Origin of the sequence: Nitrospirillum guanabarense, from assembly GCF_034653355.1 — a bacterium.
GTDB lineage: Bacteria > Pseudomonadota > Alphaproteobacteria > Azospirillales > Azospirillaceae > Nitrospirillum.
In genome coordinates, this window is sequence record NZ_JAYEER010000003.1 from 1,312,184 (window position 1) to 1,327,358 (window position 15,175).

Below are 15,175 nucleotides of genomic sequence, written 5' to 3' on the forward strand. Positions count from 1 at the left end.
CCGCGCGGCTTGGACACCCCACGCCGGATTTGAACGTGCCTCGGATGGTGACGGGCGCGCGCCGCCGCGGCCGGCACCGCTGCGGGTCAGCGCGCCTGCGTCAACCCTACGGTCGTATAATTGGCCGGCAGCCAGCGATAGGTGCCGTCCTGACGGGTGACATGGCCCAGGCCAGGGAAGGCGATATGGGCGGCGGCGATCCAGCTGCCGTCCTGGGCCGCCTGCGCCATCAGCCGGTCGCGGGCCCGCGCCGCCGCGTTCCCGTCGCTATCGTATTTCACGGTGGCGGTAGGGTCGGCGAACTGCACGGCCGCGACATGCACGATGTCGCCCCAAACCAGCAGCGCCTGGCCGTCCCGGGCGCGCACGCGGTAGGCGGTATGGCCCGGCGTGTGGCCGGGGCTGGGCAGGGCCTGGATAACCGGGTCCAACTGGGCCTCGCCGTCGAAGGGCCGCACCCGGTCGGCGTCGACATAGGCTCGCAGGCTGTCGATGGCGCCGTCGAACATGGGGCCCAGGAAGGTTGGCGCCTTGGCCTTGTTGGCCGGGTTCAGCCAGAAGTCGGCGTCGCGCCGGTTGACCCGCACGGTGGCATTGGGAAAGGCCATGCGCCCGGCCTGGTCCACCCCGCCGACATGGTCGCGGTGCAGATGGGTCAGGTAAATCTCGTCCACCTGGTCGGGCGTGTAGCCCGAGGCGCGCAGGTTGGCCATCAGATGGCCGCCGTCGGCGCCGTACAACACGCCGGCGCCGGCGTCGATCAGGATCAGCCTGGTCCCGGTGTTGATCAGGAAGGCGTTGATCGACCCCTCCACCGGCGCCGAAAGGTCGGCGGCCGCCAGCAATTCATCGGTCTCGGTCATGGTGACGCCGGTCAGGACCTCATGAACGGGGAAGGGGTGGGTGCCGTCCAGCAGGGCCGTCACCTCGATGTCGCCCAGCATCATCCGATAGAACCCCGGCGCCTGGGTGCGGGTTTGTGGCGCCGCGGCCCGCGCCGCCGGGGTGGGAATTGTCAGCGCCAGGGCGGTGGTGAGCGCCAGGGGAAGCAGGGACGCCAAGGCGCGCGTGGGGGAACCGGCCATGATGTGGTCTCATTGACGGAAGGGATGGGCGGAAGATGACGGCGAACCCGGGCCCCGTCTTGGCGCTTTCGTCGTCCTTTTGTCGCTCGGTTGGGTGTCGTTGGCGGATCGCCCATGGGCGGGCGCGTCCTAAAAGGCGGCAACCGCGACATTTGCGTCGTCGGCTGCCGGAGCTACCGTGGCCACGTCCTGGCGGCGGCGAATGCCGCGCCCCTGTCGGGGATGCGTGATTGAAGACGCGAGGACCCTGGCGCCGGAGGTGCTGGCCGCCATTCCGAACGGCCGCGCGGTCGCCAACCTGGTCGCCGCCCGCCTGGGTCGTTCACGATGGCAAGATCATTCTATTGCGACAATATGACGCGATATCAAACTGGATGTTGACAGCGGCGCCCCATGCATTCATTGCTCCTGCGACTTATTCGCACTTTTAAGGAGCCCTGGCAGAATGTCGCGCAAGACGACGCGCCCCGCGTCCCATCCCCGCATGCGCGGGATGGCGCTGGCCTGCGCCCTTGCCGGCGCCGCCCTGGGCATGGCGCCGCTGGCGAAGGCGGGGGAGCCGCTGTTCGGCTACATCTACACCACCGATCTGCTGCCCGCCGGCAAGGTCGAGGCGGAGCAGTGGCTGACGGGCCGCCTGGGCAAGGCCGGGGGTGACTTCAGCCTATGGCAGGGCCGGACGGAGGTTGAATACGGCCTGAGCGACAATTTGCAAATCGCGGCTTACGCCAACTACGCCTGGACCCACGCCCGTCAGGACGGCGTGGACGGTAGCACCGCCGTGCCCGAGACCTTCGCCGAATACACCCCCGCCAGCGACAGCGCCAATTTCCATGGCACCAAGTATGAGGGTACGTCGGTTGAGGTGATCTGGCGCCTGCTCAGCCCCTACACCGATCCCATCGGCCTGGCGGTGTATGTGGAACCCCTGGTGGGGCCCAAGACGCGGGAACTGGAATCCCGCCTGATCGTGCAGAAGAACTTCCTGGACGATCAGTTGGTGGTGGCCGCGAACATCACGGTCGAACAGGAATTGCGCCGTCTGAACGGCGACCCGGACGCCGATCCGCTGTCCAACGACGCGTCGGAGCATTGGGACCATGAGACCGACGTCAATTTCGGCCTCGCCGCCTCCTACCGTTTCGCGCCCAACTGGTACGCCGGCGTCGAATTTCAGAATGAGCGCGAGTTTTCCAACTTCCATTTCTGGACATCGGGCTCGGCCACCAACGTCGCCTATTACGCCGGCCCCACCATCCATTATGGTGCTGAGCGCTTCTTCGTGAACCTGACCTATCTGGAACAGCTGCCCTTCGCCCAAGATCTGGCCAACCCGTCGCCGGGCGTCGTGAAGAGCGGCCGGAACTATGCCGATGACTTCGAAAGGCGCCGGCTGCGGCTTAAAGTCGGCGTGACCTTCTGACAGCGGCGTTCCACTATCCACCGGCCCTGGGGATGGTGGCATCCCCGGGGGCCGGCCTTGTTTCCTCGCGGGAGTGTCCTTGCCCATGCGTGCCCCCCTCCTGGCCCTGGCGGCGCCTGCCTTGGTCCTGTCCCAGCCGGCGGCAGCCACCGTCTACCTCAGCACGGAGCAGGCCCAGGCGGCCCTCTTCCCCGGCCAGGCGCTGACGGCGCTGCCCGTCACCCTGACCGGCGCCCAGGCCGACGCCATCGAAAGCCAGAGTGGCGTGGATGTGCGCAGCAAGACGGTGCAGGCTTGGCGGGCCGCCGACGGCGGCACCTTCATCGTCGATGAGGTGCTGGGCAAGCACGAGTACATCACCATCGCCCTGGCCATCACCAAGGCGGGCGCGGTGCAAGGGCTGGAGATTCTGGAATACAAGGAAAGCTATGGCCATGAGGTGCGCGGTGACGACTGGCGGGCGCAGTTCACCGGCAAGACGGCCGCCAGCCCGCTGAAGCTGGATCGCGACATCACCAACATCTCCGGCGCCACCTTGTCGTCCAAGCATGTGACGGACGGCGTGCGCCGCCTGCTGGCCACCTGGAATGTCGCCCTCAAGCCCTGAGGCGCGCCGCGCCCGTCCCCTGCTGGGCACCCTGGTCGAGGTGCGCATCGATGCCTGTGACGGTGACGTTCAGGCGGCGCTGGCGGCCGCCTTCGCGGCAGTCGCCCAGGTGCAGGCGCTGATGAGCTTCCATGACGCGGACAGCGAGCTGTCACGCCTGAACCGGTTGGGACACCGGCTGCCGGTCCGCCTGCATCCGTGGACGGCGGACGTGCTGCGCCGCGCCCAGGCGCTCCACCGGGCGACGGGCGGCCTGTTCGATCCGGCGGTGGCGCCAGCGCTGACGGCGCTGGACTTCCTGCCGGTCCCCCTGGCGGTGGCCCCCCGGGGCGGCAGCGTCGCCGATCTGGTGGTGGGCGACGGCATGGCCTGCAGCGGCCGGCCGCTGTGGTTGGATCTGGGCGGCATCGCCAAGGGCTATGCCGTGGACCGGGCGGTTGACGCCCTGCGGCTGGCTGGTGTGCGGGCCGGGGCGGTCAACGCCGGCGGCGATTTGCGCCTGTTCGGCGACACGCCCCAGCCGGTGATGGTGCGGGACCCGGCCGATCCCGGCCGTCACTGGTCCCTGGGGGAGTTCACCGACGTCGCCATCGCCACCAGCGCCGGCTATTACGCGGCGCGCTCAACACTGGACGGGCTGGTCATGCCCATCATCGACCCGCGCGACGGCCGGGCCGTGGCGGTGGGCCCCAGCGTCACCGTGCTGGCGGATGAATGCGCCACGGCGGACGCGCTGACCAAGGCCGTGATGCTGTCCGGCACGGAGTTGTCGGCCTGGCTTAAGGATTTCGGGGCCCAAGCGGTACGCCTGGACGGAAGGATGGCCGCATGACCCTGCAAACGGGGGCCACGGTTCCCGCCGCGTCGGTCCACACCGTGCGCGGGGCCGCTTTCGGCCTCAGCCGGGGGCATCGGCGGTGGCTGCACCGCGCCATGATCGCGGTGGCCCTGACCGGTCTGATCTGGATGCTGGCGCATTATGGGCATGGGCCGCTGGGGCTGGACGGCCATGTCGCGCGGTCGGTGGAGGCCTGGTGCATGAAGCTGCACGGCGCGGCCGTCATGGCGGCGCTGGTCGCCTTCGGCTCCGTCCTGCCGCACCACGTCCGCCTGGCCTGGCGGGCGCGGCGCCACCGCCTGTCGGGCGGCGGGTTGATCGCTGCCGTGCTGACCCTGGTGCTGACCGGTTATGGTCTTTACTACCTGGGGGATGAGGACTGGCACGACTATGCCAGTTGGGGCCACCAGGTGCTGGCGGTGGCGGCCGTGGCCGCCTGCGTGATCCATCTACGCTCCGGCCGCCGCACCCGGTAACGTCGCGCCGACTAACGTCGCGCCGGCGCCGTGCTGTCGCGTACCATCAGCTGGTGCGGCAGGATGACGGAGCGGGGGGTGGCTTGCCGGCCAGCCAGGATGTCCAGCAGCAGGGCCACCGCCGCCCGCCCCAGATCCTCCATGGGCTGGCTGACGGTGGTCAGCGCCGGGTCCAGGTAACGGGCGAAGCGGATGTCGTCGAAGCCCACCAGCGACAGGTCGTCGGGGCAGCGGCGGCCCGCCCGGCGCGCGGCGGCCAGGGCGCCCATGGCCATTTCATCGCTGAAGCAGAACAGGGCGGTGGGGGCGTCGCGGCCGGCGAGCAGGCCGTGGGCCTCCCGCTCCCCTGATTCCACGGAGAAGTCGCCGGTGGCGATGCGCAGGGTCGCCTTGGCGCCATGGCGGGCGGCGGCGGCCCGCACACCTTCCAGGCGGTCGCGGTTGATGGGGCTGGCCAGGGGGCCGGTGATGACGCCGATGGTGCGGTGGCCCAGGCCGTACAGCAGATGCATGGCCTCCGCCGCGGCGGCCGTGTTGTCGATATGGGCGCTGGACACGCCCAGGTCGGGGCTGAACTCGCAACCGTTGACCACCGGCGCCTTGGCGCCCTGGCGCGCGATCAGCTCGGCCAGGGTGTCGGGCAGGCGGTGGCCCAGGAAGATCAGGCCGTCCGCCTCTTTCCGGCGCAGCATGCCGGCGTACTGCTCCTCCCGCTCCGCCCTGTGGCGGGTGTCGCCCAGCAGCACGGAATAACCTGCCGCCTGCGCCGCCTCCTCCGCTCCCCGGATGACGCTGGAGAAGAAGGGGTTGGAAATGTCGGGCACCGTCACCACGATCTTGGCCGTGCGCAGGGTGCGCAGGCTCTTGGCCGCGTAATTGGGCTCATAACCCAGGGCGTCGACGGCGGCCATGACCCGCTCGCGCGTCACCTCGCTGACCATCCCGGGGGTGCTCAGGACGCGGGAAACGGTGGCGGTGGAAACCCGAGCCCGGCGGGCCACGTCTTGGATGGTCGGCATGGGATGGGAGGGTGCTTTCGATCCGCGCCGCCTGCAAGAGTTGCGAGGACATGGCTTCATCGCTAAGATTATGTAATCGATTTCACCCCATTCGCCAGGATTCAAACCGGGCGGCAGGGGAGGGATGGTGATGTCAGGCGGTGTGATCCGCATGCTTCGAACTGCATCCGGGGAAGGATCTATTCGACGGTGCCACCTTCGAACGTTTCCTGGATGGGGTGAACCACCATCCGCGGGCCTATAACAAAACACGCCGAGGAAACACCCATGATCACGATGGAAACCAGCCGCCGCGCCTTCATCGGCGGGGCGGCGGCGATGGCTGGCCTGGACCTCGCGCGCCTGTCCGTCGCCGCCCCGGGCCCATTTTTCAAGGGCAACAGCCTGCCCATCGGCCTGCAGCTCTACACCCTGGGCGATCTGGTGGAGAAGGACCTGGCCGGCACGCTGAAGGCCGTGGCGGACATGGGTTATCGCGCGGTGGAGCTGCCGGGTTTCTACGGCCACACGGCGGGTGAACTGGCGGCGGCGCTGAAGATGGCCGGCCTGGTGTGCGAAAGCGCCCACATCAACGCGCAAGGCGCCGTGCCGGCGCCCAGCCTGTCCGGTGACCTGGATGCCCTGGCGCGCGACGCCCACACCATCGGGCTGAAGTTCATCGTCATGCCCATGTTCACCGTGCCGGCGCGCCTGGGTGGGGCGCAAGCGGGCGAGGGCTTCGGTGATTTCCTGGCCCGCGTCGCGTCGCGGTTCACCGCCGACGACTGGAAGGCCCAAGCCGCCTTCCTGAACGAAAAAGGCGCCGCCCTGAAGAAGGCCGGCCTGCAACTGGCCTACCATAACCACAACCCGGAATTCGCCACCGTCTCGGGCGGCAGCGTCACCGGCTACGACATCCTGCTGGCCGAGACCGACCCGGATCTCGTGCGGATGGAGATGGATGCGGGCTGGGTGGCGGCGGCCGGCCTGGACCCGGTGGCGCTGCTGCAGGCCCACCCCGGCCGCTTCCACCTGATGCATGTGAAGGACCTGAAGGCCGGCACCGTCCCCAACACCCGGCTGAAGATGGACCCGACGGAGGTTGGCGGCGGCACCATGGACTGGCGCCGTATCCTGCCCGCCGCCTTCGCCGCCGGGGTCCGCAACTTCTATGTGGAACAGGAACCGCCCTTCGCCCTTCCAAGGCTGGAGGCGGCGCGCATCAGCGCGCGGTACCTGGACAAGCTGGCGGCTTGATCCGCGGGGATCACACCGTCCTGACGGTGAGTTCGTTGCCGCGCCAAGGATCGAAGGACAACGGCAGGGAAAGGTAGCCGTTGCTTGGATCGCGCACGTGGTCGATGTAGCCTGACGCTTGGCGGAACGCGTTCTCCCCGATGATGAACGCGCCGGGCCTCAGGTGCGGCTCCAGCAGTTTCAGGATGGGTAGGTACAGGGTGAAGGCCCCGTCCAGCATCACAAGGTCGATGTCGCCGCCGATACCGTCCCTCAGGGTGTCGCGGGCATCGCCCACCCGGAACTCGACCAGGTCGGCCAAACCGGCGGCGGCGACGTTGGCCCGTGCCCGCGCGGCCTTGCCGGGTTCCAGGTCGGTGCCGATCAGGTGGCCGCCGCCGTTATCGCGCAGTGCCGCCGCCAGATAGATGGCGGAGATGCCCATGGAGGAACCGAACTCGACGATACGCCGGGCCTTGCAGGCGCGGGCGCACATGTAGAGCAGGCGGCCGAACTGGGGCGAGACGCTGAGGAAATTGTCCGCCAGCCCGCGATAGACGCCGTGCAGATCCTGGTTCTCGGCGTCGATGAATTGGTTGATCAGGTTTTCAGCGCCACCGGCTTCCTCCAGGGTTGGCGCCATCGGCCCGTCGGCCGCTTCCGCTTCCTGGTGCAGGCGTGCGAGAACATCGGCGACCACGCCGCTGCTGAGTGAGTCCACGATTTGGTTCCTTTGAAAGCCCGCCGGCGCGGAGGGCCGGCGTCGGAACCAGGATAGGGAATGGGGGCTTGGCCGTATTCCGCAAACTAGACAATATATTGCTATATCCGGTCGCGCGATCACCGAGCGGCGCGGCGCTCCGCCAGATAGCGGGCCGGGGGCTTGCCCAGGGCCTTGCGGAACATGGTGACGAAGGCGCTGGCGCCCTCATAGCCCAGGTCCAGGGCCACGTTCTGCACCGACACCCCCTGGTCCAGGCGCTGCAGGGCGATCAGGATGTGCAGCTGTTGGCGCCAGCGGCCGAAGCTCATGCCCGTCTCGCGCTTCAGGATCCGGGTCAGGGTGCGCGGGGCGGCGGCCATGCGCCGGCCCCAGTCCTCTATCGTCGCCCGGTCGGACGGGTCGGTCATCAGGGCGGCGGCGATTTTGCGCAGCTTGGCGTCGGCCGGCATGGGGAAGTGCAGCTTCTCAATGGGCGCCAGGGACAGCTGGTCCAGCAGCACGGTGGCGATGCGGCCGTCGGGCCCGTCGGTATCGTACAGGGCCGGCATCTGGCTGGCGTGCAGGATCAGTCGCTCCAGCAAGGGTGAGACCGACAGGGCGCAGCACCGTCCGGGCAAACCCGGCGCCGCGTCCGGTTCCACGAACAGGCAATAGACCTCGACATTGCCGGCGACGGTCACGCTGTGGGGCACCTCGCCCGGGATCCAGACGGCGCAGCGCGGGGGCACGATCCAGACGCTTTGCTCGGCCTCGCATCGCACGATGCCGCGCAGGGTTAAGACCAGCTGCGCCTTCCGATGCACATGGAGGGGCATCTCCAGGCCCGCGGTGACCATGGTGCCGCCAAAGCCCGCGACGGCGCGTGGGAGGGTCTCTGGCTCGAAATCCCCCGCCTTTCCCGGGTCGGGGTCGCCTTCGCTGTAAAAAGGCATGCGGGTGGCTGCTCCGATGGGGTGACCGGATCTGACAATGCCTGCCAATGATTGCGATTTTCAACGGACTTTGGCGTGCGCGGGAGCGGGTCGTCTGTGTTACGATGGACGTCGGGAATAAGAATAGTAATTCTATTGTTCCGCAGGTCCGGTTCGTGGCCCGCCATCGGGGGGTGAAGACTCCGCCCGCGGTTAAGACGGGAACGGCGGATTCGATCATCGGTGTTCTAGCTGCGTTTGTCGGGGGAAGTGATGGAAACGTTGGCGCGCGCGCCCAAGCAGAACCGCAGTCACGCGTCGTTCGAACGCGTGCTGGAGGCGGCGACCGCCCTGTTGCAGGAACGCGGGTATGAGGACTTCACCCTGAATGAGGTCAGCCGCCGGTTCGGTGTTTCCATCGGTTCCATCTACGGCCGGGTGGACAGCAAGGACGCGCTGATCCGCACGGTGCAGGCCCGCGCCTTGGTGCATATCGAGGAGAGGGAGCGGCGCGTGACCGACCCGGCGCGCTGGCAGGGCTATGGCCTGGACAGGCTGGTGCCTGGCGTCCTGTCGGAATTTGGGGAATTCCTGAAAGAAAACAGTCCCCTGCTGCGCGCCTTCATGGTGCGGGCGCCCATGGATCCGATGATCGCCCAGACCGGCAAGCGTTCGCATGAGGCCATGGCCGTGCGGTTCGAGACCCTGCTGCTGTCCCGCCGGAATGAAATCAGCCATCCGGAGCCGGAGCGGGCGGTGCACGCCAGCTTCGCCATGGCCTACGCCTCCTACGCCCGTTACCTGGGCTTGGGTTCATCCATGGAAGTGGCGGGGGAGGGCGACTGGACGGCCCTGAAGGGCGACGTCAGCCTGATGGCCTTGTGCTTCCTGAAATACCGGCCCGTCCCCTGACGACGGCGCGCCGGCCGGGGCGGAGAGCCCGCGGAATCGCCGAAACCAATTTTTTGATATCGTTACATGAACAACCATTGACCGACAAGAACCACTGTTCTGGTTCTTGGGAATAAGGCCGCAGGGGCCGGCGGCGGCGCAGTGGGCTGGGTGATCTTTATGGCTACCGCTGTGTCTTCCTGGCGGCGTCGCGGGCACCAAGGGCACGGCCCTGCAGGTGCTGACGTTCCTGGGCCTGTCCATGGTGGAGGATGTCGCCGTGGCCGTGGCCGTGGCTGGAGCCTGGAGGAGATGGAAACCGGGTACCAGGACCGCTGGAACTTCGGCGAGGTGGCGGAAGTCCGTGTGCCGACCACCGGTGGCCTGGCGTAATTGTCCCGGTGACATGATCGGGCATGCGCGGCCGTGAATTCCGGGGAAGACTGGGGGCCGAACCCGCTGTCCCGGAGACCCGCTCATGCCCATCACCCTCATCGGTCGCGCCACCTCCATCAACGTGCGCAAGGTGCTGTGGACCTGCGCCGAGATCGGCCTGGACTACACTTTCGACAAGGACTGGGTGGGTGAGGCGGCGGTGCGTCGGCGGGATGAGCTGCTGGCGTTGAATCCCAACGGCCAGTTCCCGGTGCTGGTCGAGGGGGATTGGTCGCTGTGGCAGTCCAACGCCATCTGCCGCCACCTGGCGACGGTGGCGGGCCGGGAAGATCTGCTGCCCACGGCCCCCCGCGCGCGGGCGTTGGTGGAACAGTGGATGGACTGGCAGGTCAGCGACCTGAACCAGGCTTGGCGCTACGCCTACCTGGCCTTGGTGCGCCGCATGCCGGCCTTCACCCATGCCGACGAGATCGCGGCCAGCGTCGTCGCCTGGAACAAGGCCATGGTCCTGCTGGACCGGCAGCTTGAGCGCACGGGCGCGCATGTCACCGGCCCCACCTTCACCCTGGCCGATATCGTGCTGGCGTTGTCCGCCAACCGCTGGCGTCTGACGCCCATTGAGCATGCCGATTGCCCGGCAGTGGATGCCTGGCTGACGGGGCTGGCCGGCCGGCCGGGCTTCACCATCGAGGTCGGGCCCGGCGTTCCGTGAGGCTTGCGCGCCCCGCCCCCGCCACCCATCATCCCTGCCAACGAACGGGCGGGGGATGGGCATGCGCTTCTGGACATGGACGTTGGCGGGACTGTTCGCCCTGGCGGGTCCGGCGTGGGCGGCGGCGCCCGAGATCCGCATCCAGGACGTCATCGATTTCTACCGCGTCTATGATACCGGCCAGGGCGGGCCCACGGCGGCTGCCTTGCAGGGTTATCTGGACCACGGCAGCGATGGGCTGCGCCAGTTCACGATCCTGCGCCACCTGACGGGCGAATCCATAGCCGCCGCCATGGAAAAGCACCCCAAGATGTTCGCCGACGCCAAGACCTGTCTGGACGTGCTGCCAGCGGTGAAGCGGCGCCTGACGCAGGCCTTGCCCCGCCTGGGCCAGATTTACCCGGCGGCCAAGTTCCCGCCCATCACCATCCTGGTGGGGCAGGGCAACACCGGCGGCACGACCAGCGCGTCCGGTGTCCTGGTGGGGCTGGAGGCGCTGTGCGGCGCCAGCTGGATGGACCCCAATGCCGAGGACCGCTTCGTCCACCTGGTGGCGCATGAGTACGTGCATGTGCAGCAGCCGGCGGCGCAGGCCGATCCGGAACACCCCGTGCTGCTGTTTCAATCCCTGATCGAGGGTGGGGCGGAATTCCTGGCGGAGCTGATCTCCGGCGATGTCGGTTACGTCCGCCTCAAGGCCTGGGCCCGGGGCCGGGAGAAGGAGGTGGAGACCCAGTTCGCCGCCGACCTGGACACCACCAACCTGAAGCCGTGGCTGTACAACGGCGTCGGCACGGAGGCGCGGCCCGGCGACCTCGCCTACTGGGTCGGCTACCGCATCACCAAGGCCTATTACGTCCAGGCCCAGGACAAGCGCGCGGCCATCGCCCGCATCCTGACCATCGACGCCGACACGGCCAAAGCCTTCCTGGCCGACAGCGGCTGGACGCCGGGCATGGCTTTGCCTGAGAAAGTGTCGTTGCCGTCACGGTGATCCCTTAAGCCGCTGCAATTCCTCGCGGCTTGTCTCCTTGCACCGTGGTGCGGTAGAGGGTGCGGCGCACGTCCGGCGGGACGCCGGTGGCGAGATGGATGCCCTGGCGGTTGTCCCAGATGACCAGATCGTCGGGACGCCAGCGATGGCGATAGATGAAGCGGTCCTGGATGCTGTGGGCGAACAGTTCCGCCAGCAGGGCCCGGCTCTCCTCCTCCGGCAATTCCACGATGCGGCTGGTGAAGCCTTCGCTGATGAACAGGGACCGGCGACCGGTTTCGGGATGCACCCGCACCACCGGGTGGATGACGGGCGGCACCTTGGCCTCCTGTTCCGCCGTCAGGCCGGGACGCAAGGCGCCGGTCACGGCCTGCTGGGCGCGGTTGCGGGCGGCGTAGCCATGCTCCGCCGTCAGGGTCTGCAGGCGGCGCTGCGTCTCTTCCGGCAGGGCCTCATAGGCGGCGGCCAGGCTGGCGAACAGGGTGTCGCCCGCCCCTTCCGGAATCTCGCGGGCATGCAGCAGAGAACCCAGGCTGGGCAGGGCCATGTAGGACAGATCGGAATGCCAATAGCGCCCGGCGTCGGCCAGGCCGATGGGCTTGCCGTTCTCCATGACGTTCGACACCACCAGGATCTCCGGATGGCCGGGCAGGTGGAAATGGTGCTGGATGTGGATCTCCAGCGGCCCGAAGCGGCGACTGAAGGCGATGTGCTGCTCCGGCGTCAGGTCGCCCTGGCCGCGCACCACCACCACCTGGCGCTCCGCCAAGGCGCGGCGGATGCGCAGGAAGTCGGACTCCGGCAAGGGCTGGCTCAGATCCAGGCCGATGACCTCCGCCCCCAGCACCCCGGGGATATCGCGGATTTCGAAGGTATCGGCGGAAATATCAGGCGTGCGCGCGGCGGCGGTCATTGTTCCTGTCCCCAGCGTTGAACGGTGGCCCGGGCGGCGCTGCGGAACAGCAGCGTTTCCACGATCAGGCCCACCAGGATGATGGTCAGCAGCCCGGCGAAGACGTTGGCCGTCTCCAGCTGGGCGCGGTTGGTGTAGATGAACCAGCCGATGCCGCCGGATCGGGCGCTGACACCGAACACCAGTTCGGCGGCGATCAGCGTGCGCCAGGCGAAGGCCCAACCCAGGCGCAACCCGGCCAGGATTTGCGGCAGGGCGGCGGGTATCAGGATCTCGGCCACGAAGCGCAGGGGCGACAGGCCCAGGTTGCGCCCGGCCATGCGCAGGGTGCGCGGCATGGCCCGGAAACCGGCGTAGGAGGCCAGCGCCACCGGCCACAGCACGGCATGGGTGATGACGAACACCAGGCTGGGCGCACCGATGCCGAACCACAGCAGGGCGACGGGCAGCAGGGCCACCGCCGGCAGCGGGTTCAGCATGGCGGTCAGCAGCTCCAGCAGCTCCGCCCCCCAGCGGCTGAGGGCGGCGAAGGCGGTCAGCGCGGCGGCGGCGGCCAGGCCGCAGGCGTAGCCGGTGACCAGCAACTGCAGGGATGTGGCGGTGCGGGCCAGAAGCTCCCCCGAGGCGAAGCCCTGCACCAGGGCGATGACCGTGGCGCTGAAGGTGGGCAGCAGCAGGGCGTTGTCCAGATGGCGGGCATAGCCCTCCCATACTGCCGCCAGGATCAGCAGCAGCACGCCCTTGCGCCAGCCGGCCAGGTGCAGGCGGCGGGGGGTGGCCAAGGGGGCGGACGGGTTGGCGATGGTCGCGTCAGCCATGGCGGCGCCCCTCCGCAGCGGGATTGTCCTCGCCCAACAGGCCGGCCTGCAAGGCCGCCTCCAACTGGGCGAAGGCGGCGGTGCCGCGCTGGCGGGCGGCGGGCGGGATGGTGGCCAGGCCCTTCATGCGCCCGGGGTGGGGCGACAGGGTCAGGACATGGGTGCCCACACGCACGGCCTCGTCTATGGCGTGGGTGACGAACAGCACGGTGGCACCCGTCTGCTCGCACAAGGACAGCAGCTCATCCTGCATCTGCCGGCGGGTCAGGGCGTCCAGTGCGGCGAAGGGCTCATCCATCAGCAAGAGATCGGGTTCCAAGGCGAAGGCGCGGGCGATGGCCACGCGCTGCTTCATGCCGCCGGACAGGGTGTGGGGATGGGCGTCCATGACCCGGGCCAGGCCGACGCGACCGATCCAGTCCCGCGCCCGGGCGTCGGCCGCGGCCCGGTCCAGCCCCCGGCCGCGCTGCAGGGCGTAGCGCACATTGCCCAGCACGGTGCGCCAGGGCAGAAGCTGGTCGAATTCCTGGAAGACGGCCATGCGGTTCGGCCCGGGCTTGCCCACCGGCGATCCGCGCAGGCGGATGGTGCCGGCATCCACCGGCTGGAAGCCGCCCACGGCGCGCAGCAGGCTGGATTTGCCGCAGCCTGAGGGGCCCAGCAGCACCAGCCGGTCGCCGGCCGTCAGGTCCACGCTGACGTCCTCCACCGCGGTCACGGCGGCAGGCCCCTGTCCATAGCGCAGGGTCACGTTCTCCAGGCTCAGCAGCGGTTCGGTGTCCGTGATGCGGAGTGTCACAGCCCCAATGGCGTTCCCAGTGGTGTTCATAGGAATCAACTCCCCGCCTTGGTGGCCAGGCCCGGCTGGAACAATTCCGTCCAGCTGGCCGGGTTCCGCTTGATCAGGCCGATCTTGAACAGGAAGGCGGAGAAAACCGTGGCCCGCTCTGGCGCTGTGGTGAAGCGCACCTGCGGGTCGCGGATGATGGCCTCGACGAAGGCCGGGTCCAGCTTGGACTTCTCCGCCGCGATGTACAGTTTGGCCGCCTCCGCCGGGTTGGCCGCGATCCAGGCGTTGGCCTCGTCCAGCGCCGCCACCAGGGCAGCGATGGTCTTGGGGTTGGCCTCCACGAATTTCTTGGTGGAATAGGCGGCGTTGAAGGTGTGCGGTCCCCCCAGCACGTCGTAGCTGTTCAGCACGGCGTGCGCCTTGCCGCTGGCCAGCTGCTGCTGCACGAAGGGCGGGGCGGTGAAATGGGCGGTGATCTCCGACTGGCCGGACAGCAGCTGGGCGGTGGCGTCGGGATGGGGCAGGCTGACGGTCAGGTGGTCCAGCTTGTCGTACTGGCCGAAGGTCTGGTCGGCCGCCATCTGCAGCACGATGGGCTGAAAGCCCACCTTCACCGACGGCAGGGCGATACGGTCCTTCTCCGTGAAGTCGCGCAGGCTTTTGACGGCCGGGTTGTTGCTGGTCAACACGTTGGGCATGGAACCCAGGGCGACCACGCCGATGATGTCGGCGATGCCCCGCGTCTTGTCCCAGGTCAGGATCATGGGGGCGATGCCGGCGCTGGCGATGTCCAGGCTGCCGGCGATCAGCGCCTCATTCATGGCGGCGGCACCCGACAGCTGGATCCACTCCACCTGTGGCGCCGGAATGCCGGCCTTCACCGCCTGGCCTTCGATCAGGCGGCGCTCCTTGGCGACGATGAAGGGCAGGTAGCCGATGCCGAACTGCTGGGCGATGCGCAGATCTTTCGTCTCCGCCCGCGCCCGCGGTGCCAGGGTCGACAGGGCGGCCACGGCCAGGGCGGCGATCAGCAGGCGGCGGGAGGGGCGGGGCATGGGGTGGTCTGCCTTTGGGTTGAAGGGCGTCGCTATTTCACAGAGGCGACGCTCAGTATTCGAAATGGTGGAGTGAATCGTTAACGACCGTCAAGTGTAAATAACATGAAATAACATTCATAGAATGTAAAATATGAAAGTAGCAGTTTTGTCTATGATCCGGGCGGGACTGCGGCGCACCGCCCGAACCGGGGTAAACTTAGGTAGGGGATGAGGATGGGCCAGATTAAGCGGAGTTAATAAATCGCCCACGCTGGCTAAATCCCGCCGGCGTTAGCGTCCCGCCCAAGGTGCCCCCACCCTTGGCT

16 protein-coding genes are annotated in these 15,175 nt (G+C 68.2%); 8 read left to right on the forward strand and 8 right to left on the reverse strand.

Features of this window, described 5'->3' with window-relative positions:
* Nucleotides 1–86 precede the first annotated feature (86 nt).
* Nucleotides 87–1,085 (reverse strand): MBL fold metallo-hydrolase, encoded by a 999-nt coding sequence (locus tag UAA55_RS15105; protein ID WP_322953723.1) that lies wholly within the window; start codon nucleotides 1,083–1,085, stop codon nucleotides 87–89.
* Nucleotides 1,086–1,530: 445 nt separating this feature from the next.
* Here UAA55_RS15105 and UAA55_RS15110 point away from each other — a divergent pair, with 445 nt between their 5' ends.
* From UAA55_RS15110 to UAA55_RS15125, 4 genes are all read left to right on the forward strand, one after another.
* Nucleotides 1,531–2,508, forward strand: coding sequence for a DUF6662 family protein (locus UAA55_RS15110; RefSeq protein ID WP_322953724.1), 978 nt, complete (start codon nucleotides 1,531–1,533; stop codon nucleotides 2,506–2,508).
* Nucleotides 2,509–2,593: 85 nt separating this feature from the next.
* Complete coding sequence (locus UAA55_RS15115; RefSeq protein WP_322953726.1) at nucleotides 2,594–3,115, forward strand: FMN-binding protein; 522 nt, start codon at nucleotides 2,594–2,596, stop codon at nucleotides 3,113–3,115.
* Complete coding sequence (locus tag UAA55_RS15120) at nucleotides 3,096–3,947, forward strand: FAD:protein FMN transferase (RefSeq protein WP_322953728.1); 852 nt, start codon at nucleotides 3,096–3,098, stop codon at nucleotides 3,945–3,947. Before UAA55_RS15115 ends, UAA55_RS15120 begins: the two co-directional genes overlap by 20 nt.
* Nucleotides 3,944–4,429: a hypothetical protein gene (locus UAA55_RS15125; RefSeq protein WP_322953729.1), complete on the forward strand. Its 486-nt coding sequence runs from the start codon at nucleotides 3,944–3,946 to the stop codon at nucleotides 4,427–4,429. Before UAA55_RS15120 ends, UAA55_RS15125 begins: the two co-directional genes overlap by 4 nt.
* 11 nt (nucleotides 4,430–4,440) lie before the next feature.
* Here UAA55_RS15125 and UAA55_RS15130 read toward each other — a convergent pair whose 3' ends face one another.
* The gene (locus tag UAA55_RS15130) at nucleotides 4,441–5,448 is read right to left on the reverse strand and encodes a LacI family DNA-binding transcriptional regulator (RefSeq protein ID WP_322953731.1); all 1,008 of its coding nucleotides are present in this window, start codon (nucleotides 5,446–5,448) and stop codon (nucleotides 4,441–4,443) included.
* A 267-nt stretch (nucleotides 5,449–5,715) separates the two neighbouring features.
* On the opposite strand from UAA55_RS15130, the gene UAA55_RS15135 reads away from it, so the two are divergent.
* Entirely contained in the window at nucleotides 5,716–6,684 is a 969-nt protein-coding gene (locus UAA55_RS15135; RefSeq protein WP_322953733.1) for a sugar phosphate isomerase/epimerase family protein, read from the forward strand.
* Between the two features lie 10 nt (nucleotides 6,685–6,694).
* Here the strand turns inward: UAA55_RS15135 and UAA55_RS15140 are convergent, their stop codons facing one another.
* Nucleotides 6,695–7,384, reverse strand: a complete 690-nt coding sequence (locus UAA55_RS15140) for an O-methyltransferase (protein WP_322953734.1) — start codon at nucleotides 7,382–7,384, stop codon at nucleotides 6,695–6,697.
* 119 nt (nucleotides 7,385–7,503) lie between these two features.
* Nucleotides 7,504–8,319: an AraC family transcriptional regulator gene (locus UAA55_RS15145; RefSeq protein WP_322953736.1), complete on the reverse strand. Its 816-nt coding sequence runs from the start codon at nucleotides 8,317–8,319 to the stop codon at nucleotides 7,504–7,506.
* A gap of 252 nt (nucleotides 8,320–8,571) precedes the next feature.
* On the opposite strand from UAA55_RS15145, the gene UAA55_RS15150 reads away from it, so the two are divergent.
* From UAA55_RS15150 to UAA55_RS15160, 3 genes are all read left to right on the forward strand, one after another.
* Nucleotides 8,572–9,210, forward strand: a complete 639-nt coding sequence (locus tag UAA55_RS15150) for a TetR/AcrR family transcriptional regulator (RefSeq protein ID WP_322953737.1) — start codon at nucleotides 8,572–8,574, stop codon at nucleotides 9,208–9,210.
* A gap of 457 nt (nucleotides 9,211–9,667) precedes the next feature.
* A complete protein-coding gene (locus UAA55_RS15155; RefSeq protein ID WP_322953739.1) occupies nucleotides 9,668–10,297 on the forward strand; it encodes a glutathione S-transferase family protein in 630 nt (209 codons plus the stop codon).
* Nucleotides 10,298–10,358: 61 nt separating this feature from the next.
* Nucleotides 10,359–11,291 carry a DUF2268 domain-containing putative Zn-dependent protease gene (locus UAA55_RS15160; RefSeq protein ID WP_322953740.1) on the forward strand — a complete coding sequence of 311 codons (933 nt, stop codon included), beginning with the start codon at nucleotides 10,359–10,361 and terminating at the stop codon, nucleotides 11,289–11,291.
* A gap of 4 nt (nucleotides 11,292–11,295) precedes the next feature.
* Here UAA55_RS15160 and UAA55_RS15165 read toward each other — a convergent pair whose 3' ends face one another.
* Genes UAA55_RS15165 through UAA55_RS15180 form a run of 4 tightly spaced genes read right to left on the reverse strand, consistent with a single transcriptional unit; the run spans nucleotide 11,296 to nucleotide 14,867 of the window.
* Nucleotides 11,296–12,204: a TauD/TfdA dioxygenase family protein gene (locus tag UAA55_RS15165; protein WP_322953742.1), complete on the reverse strand. Its 909-nt coding sequence runs from the start codon at nucleotides 12,202–12,204 to the stop codon at nucleotides 11,296–11,298.
* A complete protein-coding gene (locus UAA55_RS15170) occupies nucleotides 12,201–13,022 on the reverse strand; it encodes an ABC transporter permease (RefSeq protein WP_322953743.1) in 822 nt (273 codons plus the stop codon). Before UAA55_RS15170 ends, UAA55_RS15165 begins: the two co-directional genes overlap by 4 nt.
* Nucleotides 13,015–13,851 carry an ABC transporter ATP-binding protein gene (locus UAA55_RS15175; RefSeq protein WP_322953744.1) on the reverse strand — a complete coding sequence of 279 codons (837 nt, stop codon included), beginning with the start codon at nucleotides 13,849–13,851 and terminating at the stop codon, nucleotides 13,015–13,017. Before UAA55_RS15175 ends, UAA55_RS15170 begins: the two co-directional genes overlap by 8 nt.
* Before the next feature lie 5 nt (nucleotides 13,852–13,856).
* Nucleotides 13,857–14,867, reverse strand: a complete 1,011-nt coding sequence (locus tag UAA55_RS15180; RefSeq protein WP_322953745.1) for an ABC transporter substrate-binding protein — start codon at nucleotides 14,865–14,867, stop codon at nucleotides 13,857–13,859.
* Nucleotides 14,868–15,175: the final 308 nt, after the last annotated feature.

What these genes read in the sequence shown, in the direction of transcription:
- UAA55_RS15105 (WP_322953723.1), bottom strand. Translation starts at nt 1,085, where the DNA reads ATGGCCGGTTCCCCCACGCGCGCCTTGGCGTCCCTGCTTCCCCTGGCG.
- UAA55_RS15110 (WP_322953724.1), top strand. Translation starts at nt 1,531, where the DNA reads ATGTCGCGCAAGACGACGCGCCCCGCGTCCCATCCCCGCATGCGCGGG.
- UAA55_RS15115 (WP_322953726.1), top strand. Translation starts at nt 2,594, where the DNA reads ATGCGTGCCCCCCTCCTGGCCCTGGCGGCGCCTGCCTTGGTCCTGTCC.
- UAA55_RS15120 (WP_322953728.1), top strand. Translation starts at nt 3,096, where the DNA reads ATGTCGCCCTCAAGCCCTGAGGCGCGCCGCGCCCGTCCCCTGCTGGGC.
- UAA55_RS15125 (WP_322953729.1), top strand. Translation starts at nt 3,944, where the DNA reads ATGACCCTGCAAACGGGGGCCACGGTTCCCGCCGCGTCGGTCCACACC.
- UAA55_RS15130 (WP_322953731.1), bottom strand. Translation starts at nt 5,448, where the DNA reads ATGCCGACCATCCAAGACGTGGCCCGCCGGGCTCGGGTTTCCACCGCC.
- UAA55_RS15135 (WP_322953733.1), top strand. Translation starts at nt 5,716, where the DNA reads ATGATCACGATGGAAACCAGCCGCCGCGCCTTCATCGGCGGGGCGGCG.
- UAA55_RS15145 (WP_322953736.1), bottom strand. Translation starts at nt 8,319, where the DNA reads ATGCCTTTTTACAGCGAAGGCGACCCCGACCCGGGAAAGGCGGGGGAT.
- UAA55_RS15150 (WP_322953737.1), top strand. Translation starts at nt 8,572, where the DNA reads ATGGAAACGTTGGCGCGCGCGCCCAAGCAGAACCGCAGTCACGCGTCG.
- UAA55_RS15155 (WP_322953739.1), top strand. Translation starts at nt 9,668, where the DNA reads ATGCCCATCACCCTCATCGGTCGCGCCACCTCCATCAACGTGCGCAAG.
- UAA55_RS15160 (WP_322953740.1), top strand. Translation starts at nt 10,359, where the DNA reads ATGCGCTTCTGGACATGGACGTTGGCGGGACTGTTCGCCCTGGCGGGT.
- UAA55_RS15165 (WP_322953742.1), bottom strand. Translation starts at nt 12,204, where the DNA reads ATGACCGCCGCCGCGCGCACGCCTGATATTTCCGCCGATACCTTCGAA.
- UAA55_RS15170 (WP_322953743.1), bottom strand. Translation starts at nt 13,022, where the DNA reads ATGGCTGACGCGACCATCGCCAACCCGTCCGCCCCCTTGGCCACCCCC.
- UAA55_RS15175 (WP_322953744.1), bottom strand. Translation starts at nt 13,851, where the DNA reads ATGAACACCACTGGGAACGCCATTGGGGCTGTGACACTCCGCATCACG.
- UAA55_RS15180 (WP_322953745.1), bottom strand. Translation starts at nt 14,867, where the DNA reads ATGCCCCGCCCCTCCCGCCGCCTGCTGATCGCCGCCCTGGCCGTGGCC.